We start from the raw sequence: 16568 nt of genomic DNA, 5'->3' as shown, positions 1-16568 counted from the left end.
AAAAATCTGAAGGGATGATCTCCATGATGGAAGATTTTATCGGCACCTATGGAAACCGTCTCATCGTCGCCGTCGTCGGTGTGGGTGTGGCCCTCCTCGTTCTGGCGATTGCTCTGTGGATCCTGCGCAGACGAAGCGGTTCGGCGCCCTTTATCCGCGGCGGCCGCAACCGGCAGCCACGTTTGCAGGTGCTTGACGCCACAGCCGTCGATGCGCGGCGTCGCCTCGTGCTGGTGCGACGCGACAATGTCGAGCATCTGGTCATGATCGGCGGTCCAACCGATATCGTCATCGAGAGCGGCATAGGCGCGATCCCGATCGTCAGGGATGTGCAGGAGCCGGAACTCAAGGCGCTCCCGCGTCAGGAAAGCGAGCCGAAAAGGACCGAGCCTTCCATCTCACCGGAACGCCGCGCCGTGCTGCCGCAGCAGCAACCGTCTCAGGCCCCTGCGCCCGCTTCGATAGCGGAGGAGCTGGTGAAGCAGCCGCAACGGCCGGAACCGCCCGCTCAAGCCCAACGTCCCGCGCCGACAGCAGCGGCAGCACCACCGTCGCCGCGCCCGGCAACGCCACCGCCGCCTGCGTCCCCGCCTCCGACGGCGCGTGAATCCGCCGCGCCGGCAAGACCTGCACCTTCCGAGCGGGAGGCGGCCCGTCCTGCCCCGCCGCCAATACCGGTGACCGTAGCCCCGACGGGCGCGACCGTTCTGCCCGTCGCCGCCGCGTCACTCCCCATCACCCCGGAGCGGCCGGAGTTTAAGCGGGCCGAACCCTCGGCACCCGCCCCCGCACCGGTTGCGCCGCCGATCCCGGCCCAGGGACCTATAGAAGCAAAGACGGCAGAGGACGGGCCTGCGGACGTTGCGCCGCCCGTTTTCGCTGCGCGCGAGCCGGTGATCAATCAATCCATCGCAGCCGATTTTCTCGACGCTGCGCGGGAGCGGGTTCTTCCCGGTATGAACCCGGCGGCGAGCGCACCGTCTGTTCCGTTCCCACCCAAGCCTGAGAATCCGGCTGTCGCCGCCAATGACACCGAGCCGAAATTTTCAGACGAGCTGGCCAGCGATTTCGAGAGCTTCCTCGAAGCTGAGATCGCCAAAAGCAAGGGAGCCGATAGTGACCCGGCCACTTTCCCCGTAGCGGAAAAGCAGGCAAAACCGCAGCCGGCCACGCCACCAGTCACCGGCGCATCGCCGGATGGTGACGTCCAGAAGGAGATGGCACGCATCTTCGGTGAGCTTTCGGTGACCCGCGACCGCTGAAGGGACGAATTTACCCGGCCGAGGCTATTGCATAAAAAAGGGCACGGAAGCGTTTCCGTGCCCTTGTTCTTTTATAGTGTCACCGGTCTGACGCGGCTTAGCCTTATTCGTCGCGGTAGACTTTTTCGCGACGCTCGTGGCGCTCCTGCGCTTCGATGGAGAGGGTCGCAATCGGGCGCGCGTCCAGACGCTTGAGGCCGATGGGCTCGCCTGTTTCCTCGCAATAACCGTAAGTGCCGTCTTCGATCCGCTGAAGGGCTGCATCGATCTTCGATATCAGCTTGCGCTGACGGTCGCGGGCGCGAAGCTCGATCGCCCGGTCTGTTTCGGAAGAGGCCCGATCCGCAAGATCGGGATGGTTGGCGCTTTCTTCGGCGAGATGTCCGAGCGTCTCGCGCGCTTCTCTCAGGATATCGTTTTTCCAGGCTATGAGCTTCGCGCGAAAGTAGGCGCGCTGGCTGGCATTCATGAACTCATCGTCTTCCGAGAGCACATATTTGCTAAGATCGATCTTCTCACTCAACGCGATTCTCCTCGAAGAACATCTCAATGCGGCGGTGTATACTCCAATGATAGTGGCCGGTTCAAGTCTACAGATCAGTTTTCGGGCATTTTTAAAACTGACACAAAAATCATCTAAATGACTAATTTTTATTCTTTATTCGTATTGAAGCGATCTCTTCTTCAATCACTTCAACGCGACTTACCAACAGGAAAGAGGACTTGCGGTCCTGCAACCCAATCCTGTAGCATTCCGCCCGTGCCCTGACATTCGAACGCCGGTCCCCGCCCTTGACAGCATCTTCCCCGAGCCGAGTTTATCTTCTGCGCCACGCCAAAGCCGCCTGGGCGGCGCCGGGAGAACGGGATTTCGACCGGGGATTGAACGAGGCCGGCTTTGCCGAGGCGGAGGTCATTGCCGACCTCGCCGCCGACCGCCGCTACCGGCCCGAAGTCCTCCTGTCTTCCACGGCCGTTCGCTGCCGGCAGACAACGGAGGCCTGGCAAAGGGCCTTCAATGAAGGCATAGACATCTTCTATGTCGATGAGATGTATAATGCGCGCAGCGAAACCTATCTCTCCCTTGTCGCCGCTCAGACGGAGGCGCAGTCAGTGATGCTGGTGGGCCATAACCCCACCATGGAGGCAACGCTGGAAGCGATGATAGGCGAGGACCTGCTGCATGCAGCCCTGCCCTCGGGTTTTCCGACATCGGGCCTCGCGGTTCTGGATCACGACGGCGGTGCCAGCAACGGCAGAGACCGCTGGCGGCTGATCGATTTCCTCGCACCGGGCAAATAATCGCTTCGGCGCGCGATGAATTGCGGAAAGAAGGCGCGCTGAAAATCCGCTGGCGCGCTTCTTTTTTGGGCAACCGTATCTTCCTATATTGCAGCCGTGACCGTTTAACGCAGCCGGGAAATTGCCATTGCCGCCTTCTCTTACGTCCCTGACAGACAGTGCGCTCATTGCGTTCGATAATCTGGCCGACCGCGCGAGTAACCTCACTCACCCCACATTGCGGCTTGGTGTCACCGGCCTTTCGCGGGCGGGCAAGACGGTTTTCATCTCTTCGCTGGTCCATAATCTTCTCAACGGCGGGCGGCTGCCGCTGTTTGAGGCCATGCGCTCCGGACGCGTTTCTAACGTGCGGCTGGAGCCGCAGCCGGACGACGCCATTCCCCGTTTCCAATATGAAGATCACATCCAGGCACTGGTGCGCGACCGGCTTTGGCCGGATTCGACGCGGGCGATCTCAGAACTCAGGATCACGCTGGATTACCAGAGCGCCAGCGGCTGGGGCCGCTGGTTCTCGGCCGGCAAGCTCTCTATCGATATCGTCGATTACCCCGGCGAATGGCTGCTCGACCTGCCGCTTCTGTCGCAGGATTACAGGCAATTCAGCGATACCACAGTCTCGCTGGCCGGAAGCGGGGTCCGCGCCGAGCTGGCACAGGAATGGCTGGCCATCGCCTCTTCGCTCGATATCAACGCGCCCGCCGACGAAATGACGGCCCGACGCTTGGCTGAAAGCTTCGCGGCCTATCTCAAGGCCTGCAAGTCCGACGAGAGATCGCTGTCCACCCTGCCGCCCGGCCGCTTCCTGATGCCCGGCGATCTGGAAGGGTCGCCCGCGCTGACCTTTGCGCCGCTTCCCGGCCTGACGGACGAAAAAGCGCCGAAAGGCTCCCTGCGCGCCATGATGGAGCGGCGCTACGACGCCTACAAGTCGATCGTCGTCAAACCTTTCTTCCGCGAGCATTTCGCCCGCCTCGACCGGCAGATCGTCCTGATCGACACGCTGCAGGCCGTCAATCGCGGTCCGGAAGCCGTTCAGGATCTGGAGCGGGCGCTGGGCGATGTTCTCGCCTGTTTCCGCCCCGGCACCAACAGCCTGCTGTCGTCGCTGATCGGCCGTCGCATCGACAAGGTGCTGATTGCGGCTACGAAGGCCGATCATCTGCATCACGAAAGCCATGACCGGCTGGAGCGCCTGACCCGGCGTCTGGTCGACCGCGCCATCACCACCATCGGAATGAATGGCGCCGGTATCGAAGTCATGGCGCTGGCTTCGGTTCGCGCCACGAGAGAGGCAAGCGTTCGACAGGATGGCCACGAACTGCCCGTCATCGTGGGCACGCCGATGACCGGCGAAACCATCAATGGCGAGACATTTGACGGCAATCGCAAGACAGCGATCTTTCCGGGCGACCTGCCTGACGATCCGGAGCCATTGTTCCGCAGCATAGACCGGGATGGCGACAAGGCGACACTACCTGATGTCAATGTCGTGCGTTTTCGACCGCCCAACATTGACGAGCCGGGCAGCGGCGGCATTCGGCTTTCCGTTCCACATATCAGGCTCGACCGCGCCATGCAGTTCCTGTTCGGAGACAAGCTCGCATGAAAGCTCCCACACAAAACGATCCGCAGACGCGCCGCCCCGCCGCTTTCACGCTCGAGACGGAAGAGACGGCACGACCGTCCGCCACGCAGAAGCGAGCGCCGCGCAGTTTCGATGCGGAGATATCTTTGACGCCAGATGAAGACGATCCGTTTCTGGCACCTGAGGACATAGACGCTGCCGCTCTGCCCGTGGCGATACCGAAGAAAAGCCGCTTCTCCTTCGGCAAGCTGGCGCTGGGTGCTTTGGGTGTCCTGTTCTCGCTTGCCTTCGGGCTCTGGGCGGATCAGCTCATCCGCAATCTGTTTTCCCGCTCCGACTGGCTGGGCTACACGGCAACGATCGCCCTCATCGTGGCGCTTTTTGCGGTTCTCGCCCTCGTCGGCCGCGAAGTCTTCGGCATCATGCGGCTCAATGCCGTACAATCTCTCAAGGCGGATGCCGAGACGGCAAGCCTTGACAAGAGCCCGAAACCCGCCCGCGCCATCGTCACCCGCCTGAATGCCGTCCTTTCCCATCGGGCGGAAACGGCCAAGGGGCGCGCGGCGCTGAAGGAAACGGAAAGCGATGTCATCGACGGCCCGCATCTGATCGAGCTTGCCGAACGTGAACTGCTGGTGCCGCTCGACCGACAGGCGCGGGCGCTGATTCTCAATTCCTCGAAACGAGTCTCGGTTGTCACTGCCGTCAGTCCACGCGCCGTCGTCGATCTCGCTTATGTGCTGTTCGAAGTGACGCGGCTGGTGCGCGCCATGGCAGAGCTTTACGGCGGCCGTCCCGGCACGCTCGGCATGCTGAAACTCCTGCGCGATGTTGTCGCCCATCTCGCCGTCACGGGCTCGATCGCCGTCGGTGACGGGCTCGCTCAACAGGTTCTCGGACACGGCCTTGCTTCGAAACTCTCCGCACGTCTCGGCGAAGGCGTCATCAACGGCCTGATGACGGCGCGAATCGGCATTGCCGCAATGGATCTTTGCCGCCCGCTGCCGTTCAGGGCTGTGAAACGGCCGGGAATCGGCGATTTCATGTCCGACCTCACGCCCGATTTAAGCAGTGGAAAAAGCGGCGAGAAAGCCTGATTGCTCGACTTTGAGCGGTTCAAAAGGTTACGGATGACGCCGCAAATGAGAGTGAAATAAACCAAGCATTAACCATTCCGCCGGTAGATTGCAGCCTATCGAACAGGCTTCTTCGCCGGGGAAAGTATCATGTATTCGCGCTTCTTTTCGCTTGTGGGCGGACTTGCCGCCATATTGTCCGTCAGCGGCGGTTTCGGCATGTCTGACGTGCATGCCGCATCACGCGATCGCGACGACGTGTTTTTCCGCTCCGTTGCCGGCGTCTGGAAGGGTCCGGGCGAAATCGTCGCCGGCAAATACAAGGGCACGAAATTCACCTGCGACCTGACGGGCGAACCGCTTGACGACAAGCAGACCGGCATAAAGCTCGGCGGCACCTGCCGCGTCGGCGTCTTCAGCCAGCCCATGTCCGCCGTCATCAGCCAGAAGGGCAACAGCTACGAAGGCAGGTTCCTTGATGGCGCGGCCGGCAAGGGTCTGGACATCACCTCCGGACAGGTCAGCGGCGACAAGGTCGTCGTCGGCATCAACCGCGCCAAACTCAACGGTGCAATGGTTGCCCGCGTCTCCAACGACAATTCGATGAACATCACCATCTCGGTGAAGGTCGCCGATCAGATGATACCGGTCATCGGCGTCACGCTGGCGCGCGATATCGACCAGCTGGCTGTCGGCTCGATCAAGCCGTAAAGACTACAGTTTTTCAGCCATTGCCAGGCGGGAGTGTCCACCACTCCCGCTTTTCGTTTGCGCTGACAATGCCGCTCTTGTCCGCCTGCTGAAGCCATTCCCGGACGGACTTTCCCCTGACCTGGAGATCAGGCGCTATATCAGCAAGCGGCATCAGCACGAAAGCGCGCTCCGTCATGCGTGGATGCGGCACTTCAATGCTTTCCGTAACGATAGACTGGTTCCCGAAGGTCAGCACATCGATATCGATGGTGCGCGGGCCCCAGCGTTCCGTCCGTACCCGTTTCATGCCTTTTTCGATATCGAGGCACAGTTCCAGCAGCGCGGGCGCCGGAAGCGCGGTCTCGACCAAAGCGCAGCAATTGAAAAAATCGGCCTGATCGGTCTTGCCCCATGGAGGTGTGCGGTAAAGGTTGGAGACGGCCATCAGGCGGCAATCGCCATGCGCATCGAGTTCGCGCAGTGCCCTGGCCATGGCGGCGGCCGCATCGCCGATATTGCCGCCGAGACCCAGGGCAGCGACGGTCATCGTTTCAGGCTCGGTGTTCAACGCTCACCTGTGCATAATCCAGAATACCTGGAACCGGCGCCGAGGGCTTGCGCACCGTGATGCGCAGCCAGACGATTTGCGGATAACGGGCACGCAGCGCCTTGGCGATGTCGTTCGCAAGCGCCTCTATGAGATACCGGCGCTGGCCGACGACGATCTTTTCGATGACCGCGAAAGCCACGCCATAATCGACGGTGTTCTCAATATCGTCGGTTTCCAGCGCGTCGCCCGCCTCGACCTCCATCTCGGCATCGACGAAAAAGCGCTGCCCCAACACCTCTTCCTGTTCAAGAAGACCATGACGGGCAAAGAAGGAACAGTTTTTCAGGATGATGGTATAGCGGCTCATCGCATCGCCTCCATGGCAGGACTGTTTCGCCGGAAAGCCGCACCCTCCTCGGGACATGACATTCCGGCACTCATTGATCTAGGCATCGGCCTTTGCCGACGCTTTGGCAAGAACCGCATCGGCGATTGCCAATGCATCACGCGTCGCGGCGACATTGTGCACACGAAAAATCGAAGCGCCGGCAAGCCTCAGGATCGCCGTCGTCGCAGCCGTTCCGATATCGCGTTCATCGGCCGCATCCCGGCCCGTCAGCGACCCGATAAAACGCTTGCGCGACGTGCCGGCAAGAACCGGCAGGCCAAAGGCGGCAAGCTCGCTGAAACGGGCCATCAGCTCAACATTTTCCCGCTCATCCTTGGCAAAACCAAAACCGGGATCCAGCACGACGGCATCGCGGGCAACACCCGCGTCCTCGGCGATCTCGAGCGAATGATTGAGGAATTCGAACTGGTCGGCGATGACATCGGCGAGCTTCTGCCGGTCGCGGCCGGTATGCATGATGCAGACGCCCGCGCGGGTGGCGGCGACCACGCCCGCCATTTCGGCGTCTTTCTGCAAACCGAAAACGTCATTGACGATATGCGCCCCTGCCGCGATGGCGAGCCGAGCCGTCGAAGCGCGATAGGTATCGACGGAAATCAATACATCCGTCTCGCGGCGCAATTTCTCGATGACGGGCAGCACCCTATCCTGCTCCTCGGCTTCCGTTACCGCGGCAGCCCCGGGCCTGGTGGACTCGCCGCCGATATCGATGATGTCGGCTCCTTCTTCCGCGCAGGTCAGCGCATGGGAAAAAGCCGCATCGACGGCGAGATAACGACCGCCATCCGAAAAGGAATCGGGCGTTGCGTTGACGATGGCCATAATACGGCCACGCCCATCAAGTTTCAGGGAGCGGCCATGGGCCGCTTGCCACGCGTTGCTGCCGGCTGTTATCACGTAACACGTGCCTTTCGGAATAACGGAGTGTTATGCCAATTCTTATAAGTTCCGCTCCGCCTATGCAGCAAACGTTTTTCAAGTTCAACCGGAAGGCCGGGTCATGACCAAATCATCACGTGCTCTTTGCGCCGCTTTGGCGGTCGCAGTCGCACTTTCCATCCCCGGACCGGCTTTTTCCGAAACCATCGTCCGCAAGACCTATTCCTATTTTTCGATCAGCGGCAAAACCGCCGCCGACCTCGACCAGCAGCTTTCCAGGCACGGCCCGCTGACCCGCAATACCGGCGCGCGCCATCCGGGCGCGACCGAAATCAAATTCGGTGGCGAACTCACCTATGTTGAGAAAAACGGCCTTTGCAGCGTCGGAACCGCCAAAGTGGTGCTGAATACCCGGATTCTCCTGCCGCAATGGAAAAACCGCCGCCGCACCACGGCGGAACTGGCCTTCATCTGGGATACGCTGCTTGCCGATATCAAGCGCCACGAGGAACGGCACGCCGAAATCGCCCGCACTCACGCCCGTTCGCTCGAACGGCAGTTGACCGCGCTTCGCCCCCAGAAAAACTGTGAAACGCTGCAGGAAATGGTTGGCAAGATCACCCAGACGGTGATGGACGAGCACGACAGGGACCAGATGCGGTTCGACGTGGTGGAATCGCGAAATTTCGATGCCCGCATGACACGGCTCCTGAAAAACCGGCTCGAACAGGGACAGAGCCGCCGCTGAGAGGCCTGCGCCTTTCTTCCGACAAAGCTGAATGATTGGCCGACATGACGTAACGTGATGTCCGATCTCACCCGTGACTTCTGGTGATGGTGCGTCCGGTGAGACTCATTGTACGTTCTACGTACGGTTTCGGACCATACTGTCTCAAAAGCTTTGATGGTCGCAGCCGCCTCCGGTTCTCCCGGTGCGCACTTGAGGGCTCGCAGGTGTTTCCTCCCTCGCCTGCATGCTGCGTACCCGCCTCGCCCCGCTCCCCGCTACCTTGGTGAGCGGGGCTTTTTCTGCCGCAAAGCCGTTTCGTCTCAGCCCTGGCGCTCAGGAACGTGAACGACGAGACCGTCAAGGTCGTCGCTCATCTTGATCTGACAGGAAAGACGCGAAGTCGGCCGCACGTCGAAAGCGAAATCCAGCATGTCTTCTTCCATCGGCTCCGACCCGCCAACGCGCTCCGACCAGGCGTCGTCGACATAGACATGACAGGTGGCGCAGGCGCAGGCACCGCCACATTCCGCGTCGATGCCGGGGATGGAGTTGCGCACGGCATTCTCCATCACGGTGGAACCGTTGCTCACGTCGAGTTCATGGGGCGTGCCGTCAAAGGCAACGATTGTCAGTTTTGTCATGCCGAAATCCAGAATGTGATCTAAGAACTGTTCTAAACACATAGAAAGGCCGGTTCGCCTTGGCAACCCGCTTGGAGGGCGCCCAGGGCCTCAACCGGCCTTGCGAAACCGCAATTTTGATGAATTACGCCTCAGCGGCAAAGTTTCAGGATGAAATTTTCGGCCTCGACAATGGCGGCCGCAAGCTTTGCAATCGCGGCGCTGTCATTGCCACCAGCCTCCACGGCGGCGGCAGCCACAGAAACACCAAAGGCGCCGACAGCCTGTGCTGCGCCCTTCAGACGATGCGCGGTCGCCTTCACGCCCGTGTCGCCGGCGCCCGCCATTTCGTGCAGCGCGGCGCGCGCATTGCGGCTGAACAGTTGCAGCACCTCGATCTCAAGATCCTTGTCGCCCATCGTCTGACGGGCCAGATGATCGAAATCGATAGGCTTTTTTCCAGTGACCGGCGCGCCGCCGCAATTATCGGGCGCTTCGAAAGCGATACTGACTGCTGCCATGTCTCAAATTCCTGTCTTGCCGTTTCCTGTTTCGTGTCACATCTGTGTCGTATTCAGGCATCCTAACCGGTGCTATCGGCTTAAATTACGGCGTGACGCGGCTGAAAATCTTCTGCTATGGTTAATTTATGTTAAACTTATGCGAAACAAGGCGTTCAGCGTGAAACTTAGGTTTAAAAACTGTTAAAAAGCCGACACTTCGCCACCACCGCAAATCCGCATTAATTGTTTCGAACACCTAAATGTGTCACTACGGTACTGCTGTTGCTGCGAGGCCTAAGCACAAGCTTTGTTATTGCGGCACAGTGTTGTAATTTCGCCCGAAAGCTGGATCACCAGCATTCGGGATTTGGTAAGTGGCGGGATTGTTCTCTCATGAGGGATATGTTCCGCTGGCATGATGGCGGCAGTCCGCCTGCATAGGCAGGCGGTCCAACGGCATGAAGCCGGGCGTATGTGTAACGAGGCGTAACCGCATGGCGAATAACAAGATCAGCGACTCTGTCGACGAGACTGCTTTCCAGGCATTGGAAGATGCCCTGCAGCTTGGCGCTTTCGAAGAAAAGCCGGAGACGCGGAAGACTGCAGCGCCGAAGCAGCCGGAGGCCAGAGTGAAGGAAGCCAGCAGACCGACCCCTGCTCCCGAAGTCGCGCGCACGCCTGTCGAACCGGCGCCGAAATCGCCCAATCTCGAAGCGGCCAATGACGGGTCCAAGCGCAGCCCGGCCATGATCCTCAAATCGCTGGAAGGCGGGTCCATCGGCGGCGCGCTTCGCAACGCCACGATCATGTCGGTCATATGGGCGCTCGGCGGCCTTGGCATCGCGCATCTTCTTTACGGCAATGCGCTCTGGAATATCGGTTCGCTTTCCGACCTTGCCGCGATCCCCGGCCTGATGGCGATCGTCGTCGGCATTCTGGTGCCGGTCATGTTGTTTTTCGCCTTCGCCATCATGATGGCGCGTGCCCGCGATCTGCGCAACGCCGCCCGCTCCATGGCGGAAGTCGCGCTTCGGCTTGCCGAACCCGAAACCGTTGCCTCTGACCGCATCATGTCCGTTGGCCAGGCGGTTCGCCGTGAAGTCTCGGCCATGAATGACGGTATCGAGCGCACCATTGCGCGTGCGACGGAACTCGAAACCCTCGTCCATTCCGAAGTCAATGCGCTTGAGCGCAGCTATGCGGACAATGAGCTGCGCGTGCGCAGCCTCGTGCAGGAACTGACCGCCGAACGCGACGCAATCGTCAACCATGCCGAGCGCATCCGCTCCTCCATCGTCGGCGCGCAGGAACAGATCAAGGAAGAACTCTCCATCGTCGGCGAAGAGCTTTCGATGCGGATCGCCACGACCGGCGAGGCCTTCGCGTCGATGATCGACACACGTTCGGCGGCTCTCCTGGAAAAATCGCGCGCTTCGACGGAAGCGATGGGCAGCCTGATCGCTGCCAAGACCGAGAACCTGCTTCAGGCGCTGAACTCCTCCGGCACGACGATTTCCAACGAATTCGACATGCGGCTGCATAATCTCACCTCGACGCTGGACGAACGCGGTGAAGTGCTGCTCGAACGCTTCGCGATCCATGCCTCGACGCTCGACAGCGGCGTGGAAAGCCTCAACAGCGCGCTTGAAGAACGCACCCGCCAGCTCAACGAGACGCTTTCCAGCCGCACGCTCGAGCTCAACCGCAATATCGAACGCGGCCAGCAGATCATCGGCGGTTCGCTGGATACCGTGCTCGACAAGCTCTCCACGACGCTCGAGGAAAAAGGCCTCTCCTTCCGCCAGAGCCTGCAGAGCACGGCCGACGACGCCATCATGGATCTCGATCTCCGCTCCGGCCTCTATGAGGAACGGATGCAGGCGACGGTGGGTCAGGTCAACTCGGCCTTCGATGAACACGTGGCGCAATTCGCCAGCGCCTTCGACCAGCGCGCCGGCAGCCTCGATAGCAAGCTGATGGAAAGCCTTGCCCGGATCAACGAAACCGTGGCGGGCGGTTCTGAAGCGCTAGACACCATGTTGAGCGCCGGTCTGGAACGCATCGGCACCACCATGACCGATCAGTCGCTGGCGCTCGCCACCGCGCTCGGCACGGGTCAGGAAATGCTGGAAAGCGCGCTTGAGGCCCGGACTCAGGCCTTCAGCGACGCGATCGGCCAGCGCACCGCCGAAATCACAGACGTCTTCGCCAATTCGCACGAGAAGATCGACGCCGTACTGTCGGAACGCAGCAACGCCCTGTTCGGCGCGCTTTCGGCCAGCCAGAACCGTTTCGACGAAGCGCTCGCCAGCCGTTCCATGGCTATTACCGGCTCCGTCTCCGGCACGGCAGAACGCCTCGCTGCCATGCTCGACGAACGTGCAGCTGCGATCAACAACGTCGTCGCCGACGTGGAACGTCGCCTTGCCGAAACGCTCGAAACGCGGGCCGCAGCCATTACCGGCGCAGTCTCCGGCATCGAGGACCGCATCTCCGACACGCTGGAAAGCCGCACGGCTGCCCTGCACGACGTCGTCTCCGGAGCCGAGAGCCGTATCGCCGAAACGCTTGATGGCCGCACGGCTGCGCTTTCCAGCACCATTTCCGGCGTCGAGGAACGTATCGCCGACACCATGGACAGCCGCACGCTGTCTCTCGACATGACCTTCGCTAATGTGGAGGAACGGCTTTCCGAGACGCTCGACAACCGCACCTCCGCCCTCACCGGCATCGTGGCGAGCGCCGAAGAGAAAATTGCCGGCGCGCTGGACAGCCGTACAGCCGCGCTCGGCGATGTGGTGGCGGGCGCCGAAACCCGGATTGCAGAAACGCTGGACGGCCGCACCGCAGCCCTCAACGCCGTGGTTTCGGGTGCGGAAGAACGCATCACGGATGCACTCGACAGCCGCGCGATGGCGCTGGATATGGCCTTCTCCGGAGTCGAGGAAAAAATCACCGAAACGCTCGATTCACGCACCGCAGTTCTCGGCGAGTTGGTGGCCAGCGCCGAAACCCGCATCGCCGGCGCGCTCGACAGCCGCACGGATTCGCTGAAGTCAGTCGTTTCCGGCGCGGAAGAGCGCATCACCGACGTCCTCGACAGCCGCACGATGGCGCTCGACATGAGCTTCTCGGGCGTGGAGGAAAAGATCGCGGATATTCTCGACGGCCGCACCGCCGCCCTGCACAGCGCCGTTTCCGGCGTGGAAGACCGCATTGCCAGCGCGCTGGACACCCGCACGGCGGCTCTTTCCGGTATCGTATCGGGTGCGGAAGAACGCATCGCCGATGCGCTCGACAGCCGCACCATGGCGCTCGACATGACCATTTCGGGTGTCGAAGAACGGATCGCCGAAGCCATGGACGCCAGGGCGTCATCGCTTTCGCTTGCGGCGGCCGGCGTCGGCCAACGCCTGGAAGCCACTGCTTTCACGCTTGAAAATGCGCTTGCCAGCGGCCATGAGCGGCTCGAAACCATGCTTGGCTCGCAGGCCGAGCGTATTGCCGGATCGCTGGAACGCAACAGCGGTCTGATCGAGCTAAGCGTTTCGGGCGCGGCCAACCGCATTGAAAGCGTCGTTGAGGACGGCAGCACCCGGTTTGCGCAGACCGTGGAAGAAGGCGTCTCGCGCCTCGAAAGCAATCTTTCGCAATCGCACGAGGACATCCGCAGCACGCTTGAGCAGCGTCAGGCAGAAATTGCAGCCACGCTCAGCGCCGCCACGACCCAGATGGGCGACATGCTCTCCGAGCAGGCGATGATGATCGGCACCACTGTCGCCTCCAGCGCCAGCATGCTTGAACTGTCGCTCGAAACCCAGCAGGAAACGCTGCAGAAGGCGATTGACGGTAGTGCGGCAACGCTGGAAGAGCGTCTTCGCAACAGCGCCGGCGATATCGCCGTCAAGATCGGCGAAGCCGCACGCGAAATCGGCGGCGCGACGGACGCCCTATCCTCGAAAATCGAGACCTCTATCGGCAACGTCACCACCCGTCTCGACGAAACCGGCACCCGCATCGAGACCTCTCTCGATACGCTTCAGGCACGCGTCGGCGGCGATCTCGCCAATGTGAACACGTCGATCGAGGATGCCGGCCGCCGCTTCGCCGAGGCGCTGGAAGACAAGACAGCCGTCTTTGCGCGCACCAGCGATGAGGCCGCCGAGCGGATCACCGGCATCCTGGACGAGCAGACGACCCGCGTTGCCGACACCTTCGAAAGCCGCACCAGCCGTCTGGCCGAAACCTTCGATACCGGCACGGCCCGCATCGATGAGCGCCTCGGCACGATGGACCGCGCACTGACGATCGGTCTCGAAAACGTCAATCGCACCATCGAAGGCAAGGCCACCGATCTTGCTGTCAGCCTGCGTGGGGCGGTTACCTCTGCCACGCAAAGCATCGGCGACGAAGCTGCCCGTTCCTCCGCCCTGCTGGCGAAGTCCGGCGCGGAGTTCGCCGAACAGGTGCAGGCACAGAACGAGGCCTTTACCAAGGCCATCGAGGAACGCTCGGGTGAAATCGTCAACCGTATTTCGGATGCACAGACGCGCCTCTCCGGCCAGGCTGCCGCCGTGGCGCAGACCTTCTCCGAGGCGGGCAACATCATCGTCAACAAGGTTGCCGAGGCTGAAGCCGTTGTCCGCTCACAGGTTGGTGTCATTTCCGAGACTTTGACGGGTGTTGAATCCGCCCTCGACGCGCGCGGCGAATCGATCCGTTCGGCACTGGACAACCGCACCCGCGAACTCAACTCGATGCTGGCCAGCCGCTCCGCGGAGCTGTCGCGTCTTATCGAGGAAAAGGCAAAGCCTGTCGTCGACGAATATGCCACCATCGGCCGCGAAGCCGCCGAAAAGATCGTTTCCGCCGCCCAGCAGAGCGCCGAGCTTCTGTCGCAGAGCAATAGCGGCATGGTCGGCATGGTGGAGCAGGCAATCAGCGATTATGCCGCCGCCGGAACGGATGCGGCAAGCAAGCTGGTCGCAGCCACCCGCCAGAGCACCGACATGTTGTCGGAAACCCATACTGCAATGGCGGACGCCGTCGAACAGGGTATCGACAAATATGCCCGCGCCGGAAGCGAAGCAGCCAACAAGCTGGTTGCCGCCACTCGTCAGAGCACGGATATGCTGTCGCAGACCCATAACAGCATGGCCGAAATCGTCGAACAGTCGGCAACCAACTTCAATTCGGCCGTTGAGCGCGCCGCTCAGGGCTTCGGTGCAGCGGATGAAGCGCTGAATGCGTCTGCAGCCCGTTTCTCGGAGTCCGCGTCGCAGGCCGCCGACATGGTGTCCAGTTCCAGCCGTCTGCTGGAAGGAAAGATCGACCGTCTGTCGAATATTTCCGGCCAGACGCTGGCGCAGGTCGCTGGCATCGTCAGCCGCTTCGAAGAACATTCCAAGGTGCTGAGCCAGGCATCCGAGCTGCTGAATGCCGCCCAGTCGAGCCTCGTCGGCACGCTGGAAGAACGCCAGGATGCGTTGCGCAGCCTGTCTGTCGGCCTCGTCAAGCGTTCCGAGGAAATCGAAAGCGCCATGCGCAATGTCATTGGTGTGGTAGAAACCACACTTAACGAGGCTGAAGAGCGTTCGCAAAACGTCGCCGGCAACCTGCGTGAAAATCTGCAGGCTTCCTTCTCCGATATCGGCCGCTCGCTTGATGAAACCGAACAGCGCGCCCGTTCGGCGGCACAGACCATGCGGGGCGCCCTGCTTGCCGCCGGTCAGGATGCGAGCCGCTCGATCGAGAGCACGCTTTCCGACGCGCAGAAATATTCCGACGAGCTCGTGAACCGCCTGCGCGGCGGTGTCGAATCCTCTCTTTCGGAAGTCGACAACCTTCTCGGCAGTGCTTCCGAAAAATCCAATGCTGCCGCAGCCAACCTCAAGGAAACGCTGCGCCAGGCTGTCGAGGAAGCGGTGAGCCGCTTCGCCGGCGCGACCGATGAAATCCGTCGCTCAAGCCACGATATCCGCCGCGAACTTGACGCGACCCGCGCCGAACTGAAGCGTGGTGCCTTCGACCTGCCGGAAGAAGCCAAGGAAAGTGCGGCCGCAATGCGCCGCGCCGTATCCGAGCAGATCAAGGCGCTGCAGGATATTTCCCAACTCGTCGGCCGCTCGACGCAGCAGATGGAAGTGTCCGAGCCGGTTGCCCGCGCCATCGCCGCAACCCAGCCGGCCGTCGAGCGCCGTGTAGAGCCGCGCCCGCAGCCCGCAGCCCCGGCGCCGGTTCAACAGCAGCGCCCGGCGCAGCAGCAGCCAGCACCTGCCCTGCGCGGCACGTTGCCGCTCGAAAATCGCCAGGTCGAAAACCGGCAAGTCGAGAATCGTCAGGCACCCGCTCCGGCGCAGCCGGTCGCACCAAGCCAGGCGGGACGTCGCGAAGAAGGCGGCGGCTGGATCAGCGATCTGTTGCGCGGCGCCTCCCAGGAGACGCCCGCAGCCCCCGCACCGCGCGCCAGCACCGAGCAACAGCCGACCCGTGCAGCCGACACCCGTAATCCCCGCCACATGGTGGAATCGCTGAACTCGCTCTCCGTTGACATCGCCCGCGCCATCGATCACGATGCGTCGGTGGAACTGTGGCGCCGTTACCAGCGTGGCGAACGCGACGTCTTTACCCGTCGTCTCTACACGCTGAAAGGCCAGACGACCTTCGACGAGATCAAGCGCAAATATGAGCGTGAAGCGGAGTTCCGCACCGCCGTTGACCGCTATATCAACGATTTCGAGAAGCTGCTTGCCGATGTGGCCCGGACCGACCGCGACCGGACCGTGACACAATCCTACCTCACCTCAGATACCGGCAAGGTCTATACGATGCTTGCCCATGCGGCGGGTCGGTTTAATTGATCTGAACGACACTGAAAGAAAAACCCCGGTGAAGACCGGGGTTTTTCTTTTGCGCGAGCCAGTTGCTTCGCCATCCTTTCACCTTGGGTATTTGACCAG

At 61.5% G+C, this 16568-nt stretch carries 13 protein-coding genes; 7 read left to right on the top strand and 6 right to left on the bottom strand.

All coding sequences use genetic code 11. The features are described 5' to 3' along the window. Positions 1-14: 14 nt before the first annotated feature. Positions 15-1262 carry a flagellar biosynthetic protein FliO gene (locus tag FHW77_RS12450; protein ID WP_182590499.1) on the top strand — a complete coding sequence of 416 codons (1248 nt, stop codon included), beginning with the start codon at positions 15-17 and terminating at the stop codon, positions 1260-1262. Between the two features lie 103 nt (positions 1263-1365). Here the strand turns inward: FHW77_RS12450 and dksA are convergent, their stop codons facing one another. Beyond that, positions 1366-1785 carry an RNA polymerase-binding protein DksA gene (dksA, locus tag FHW77_RS12445; RefSeq protein WP_004441503.1) on the bottom strand — a complete coding sequence of 140 codons (420 nt, stop codon included), beginning with the start codon at positions 1783-1785 and terminating at the stop codon, positions 1366-1368. Positions 1786-2087: 302 nt separating this feature from the next. Between dksA and FHW77_RS12440 the strand changes: the two genes are divergently transcribed. From FHW77_RS12440 to FHW77_RS12425, 4 genes are all read left to right on the top strand, one after another. Further along, positions 2088-2564, top strand: coding sequence for a SixA phosphatase family protein (locus tag FHW77_RS12440; protein WP_044458792.1), 477 nt, complete (start codon positions 2088-2090; stop codon positions 2562-2564). Between the two features lie 127 nt (positions 2565-2691). Further along, entirely contained in the window at positions 2692-4170 is a 1479-nt protein-coding gene (locus FHW77_RS12435; protein ID WP_004441498.1) for a YcjX family GTP-binding protein, read from the top strand. Next, positions 4167-5246: a YcjF family protein gene (locus FHW77_RS12430; protein WP_004441496.1), complete on the top strand. Its 1080-nt coding sequence runs from the start codon at positions 4167-4169 to the stop codon at positions 5244-5246. The genes FHW77_RS12435 and FHW77_RS12430 overlap by 4 nt, the downstream gene beginning before the upstream one ends. A gap of 129 nt (positions 5247-5375) precedes the next feature. Continuing rightward, the gene (locus tag FHW77_RS12425) at positions 5376-5936 is read left to right on the top strand and encodes a hypothetical protein (protein WP_004441493.1); all 561 of its coding nucleotides are present in this window, start codon (positions 5376-5378) and stop codon (positions 5934-5936) included. Positions 5937-5949: 13 nt separating this feature from the next. On the opposite strand, the gene folK is transcribed toward FHW77_RS12425, so the two are convergent. The 3 genes from folK to folP form a co-directional block, all read right to left on the bottom strand. Then, a complete protein-coding gene (gene folK, locus FHW77_RS12420; RefSeq protein WP_004441490.1) occupies positions 5950-6465 on the bottom strand; it encodes a 2-amino-4-hydroxy-6-hydroxymethyldihydropteridine diphosphokinase in 516 nt (171 codons plus the stop codon). A gap of 4 nt (positions 6466-6469) precedes the next feature. Further along, a complete protein-coding gene (gene folB, locus FHW77_RS12415) occupies positions 6470-6835 on the bottom strand; it encodes a dihydroneopterin aldolase (protein WP_003502532.1) in 366 nt (121 codons plus the stop codon). Between the two features lie 78 nt (positions 6836-6913). Continuing rightward, positions 6914-7774, bottom strand: a complete 861-nt coding sequence (gene folP, locus FHW77_RS12410) for a dihydropteroate synthase (RefSeq protein ID WP_004441485.1) — start codon at positions 7772-7774, stop codon at positions 6914-6916. A 103-nt stretch (positions 7775-7877) separates the two neighbouring features. On the opposite strand from folP, the gene FHW77_RS12405 reads away from it, so the two are divergent. After that, positions 7878-8504 carry a DUF922 domain-containing Zn-dependent protease gene (locus tag FHW77_RS12405; protein WP_004441483.1) on the top strand — a complete coding sequence of 209 codons (627 nt, stop codon included), beginning with the start codon at positions 7878-7880 and terminating at the stop codon, positions 8502-8504. A gap of 302 nt (positions 8505-8806) precedes the next feature. On the opposite strand, the gene FHW77_RS12400 is transcribed toward FHW77_RS12405, so the two are convergent. Both FHW77_RS12400 and FHW77_RS12395 read right to left on the bottom strand, forming a co-directional pair. After that, on the bottom strand, positions 8807-9127 hold the full coding sequence (locus FHW77_RS12400) for a 2Fe-2S iron-sulfur cluster-binding protein (RefSeq protein WP_004441480.1): 321 nt from the start codon (positions 9125-9127) through the stop codon (positions 8807-8809). 131 nt (positions 9128-9258) lie between these two features. Beyond that, a complete protein-coding gene (locus FHW77_RS12395; protein ID WP_004441477.1) occupies positions 9259-9627 on the bottom strand; it encodes an Hpt domain-containing protein in 369 nt (122 codons plus the stop codon). Positions 9628-10103: 476 nt separating this feature from the next. Between FHW77_RS12395 and FHW77_RS12390 the strand changes: the two genes are divergently transcribed. Then, positions 10104-16469, top strand: a complete 6366-nt coding sequence (locus tag FHW77_RS12390) for an apolipoprotein A-IV repeat region-like domain-containing protein (protein ID WP_034495736.1) — start codon at positions 10104-10106, stop codon at positions 16467-16469. The last annotated feature ends 99 nt before the right edge of the window (positions 16470-16568 follow it).

The organism is Agrobacterium sp. RC10-4-1 (assembly GCF_014138475.1).
Classification (GTDB): Bacteria; Pseudomonadota; Alphaproteobacteria; order Rhizobiales; family Rhizobiaceae; genus Agrobacterium; species Agrobacterium pusense.
Note: the sequence above shows the minus strand (reverse complement) of the source record. Positions and strands in the feature narration are given on the sequence as shown.

Excerpts from the sequence above, each read along its gene's own strand:
- FHW77_RS12450 (WP_182590499.1), top strand. The coding sequence starts at position 15 with ATGATCTCCATGATGGAAGATTTTATCGGCACCTATGGAAACCGTCTC.
- FHW77_RS12430 (WP_004441496.1), top strand. The coding sequence starts at position 4,167 with ATGAAAGCTCCCACACAAAACGATCCGCAGACGCGCCGCCCCGCCGCT.
- FHW77_RS12425 (WP_004441493.1), top strand. The coding sequence starts at position 5,376 with ATGTATTCGCGCTTCTTTTCGCTTGTGGGCGGACTTGCCGCCATATTG.
- folK (WP_004441490.1), bottom strand. The coding sequence starts at position 6,465 with ATGACCGTCGCTGCCCTGGGTCTCGGCGGCAATATCGGCGATGCGGCC.
- folB (WP_003502532.1), bottom strand. The coding sequence starts at position 6,835 with ATGAGCCGCTATACCATCATCCTGAAAAACTGTTCCTTCTTTGCCCGT.
- FHW77_RS12405 (WP_004441483.1), top strand. The coding sequence starts at position 7,878 with ATGACCAAATCATCACGTGCTCTTTGCGCCGCTTTGGCGGTCGCAGTC.
- FHW77_RS12400 (WP_004441480.1), bottom strand. The coding sequence starts at position 9,127 with ATGACAAAACTGACAATCGTTGCCTTTGACGGCACGCCCCATGAACTC.
- FHW77_RS12395 (WP_004441477.1), bottom strand. The coding sequence starts at position 9,627 with ATGGCAGCAGTCAGTATCGCTTTCGAAGCGCCCGATAATTGCGGCGGC.
- FHW77_RS12390 (WP_034495736.1), top strand. The coding sequence starts at position 10,104 with ATGGCGAATAACAAGATCAGCGACTCTGTCGACGAGACTGCTTTCCAG.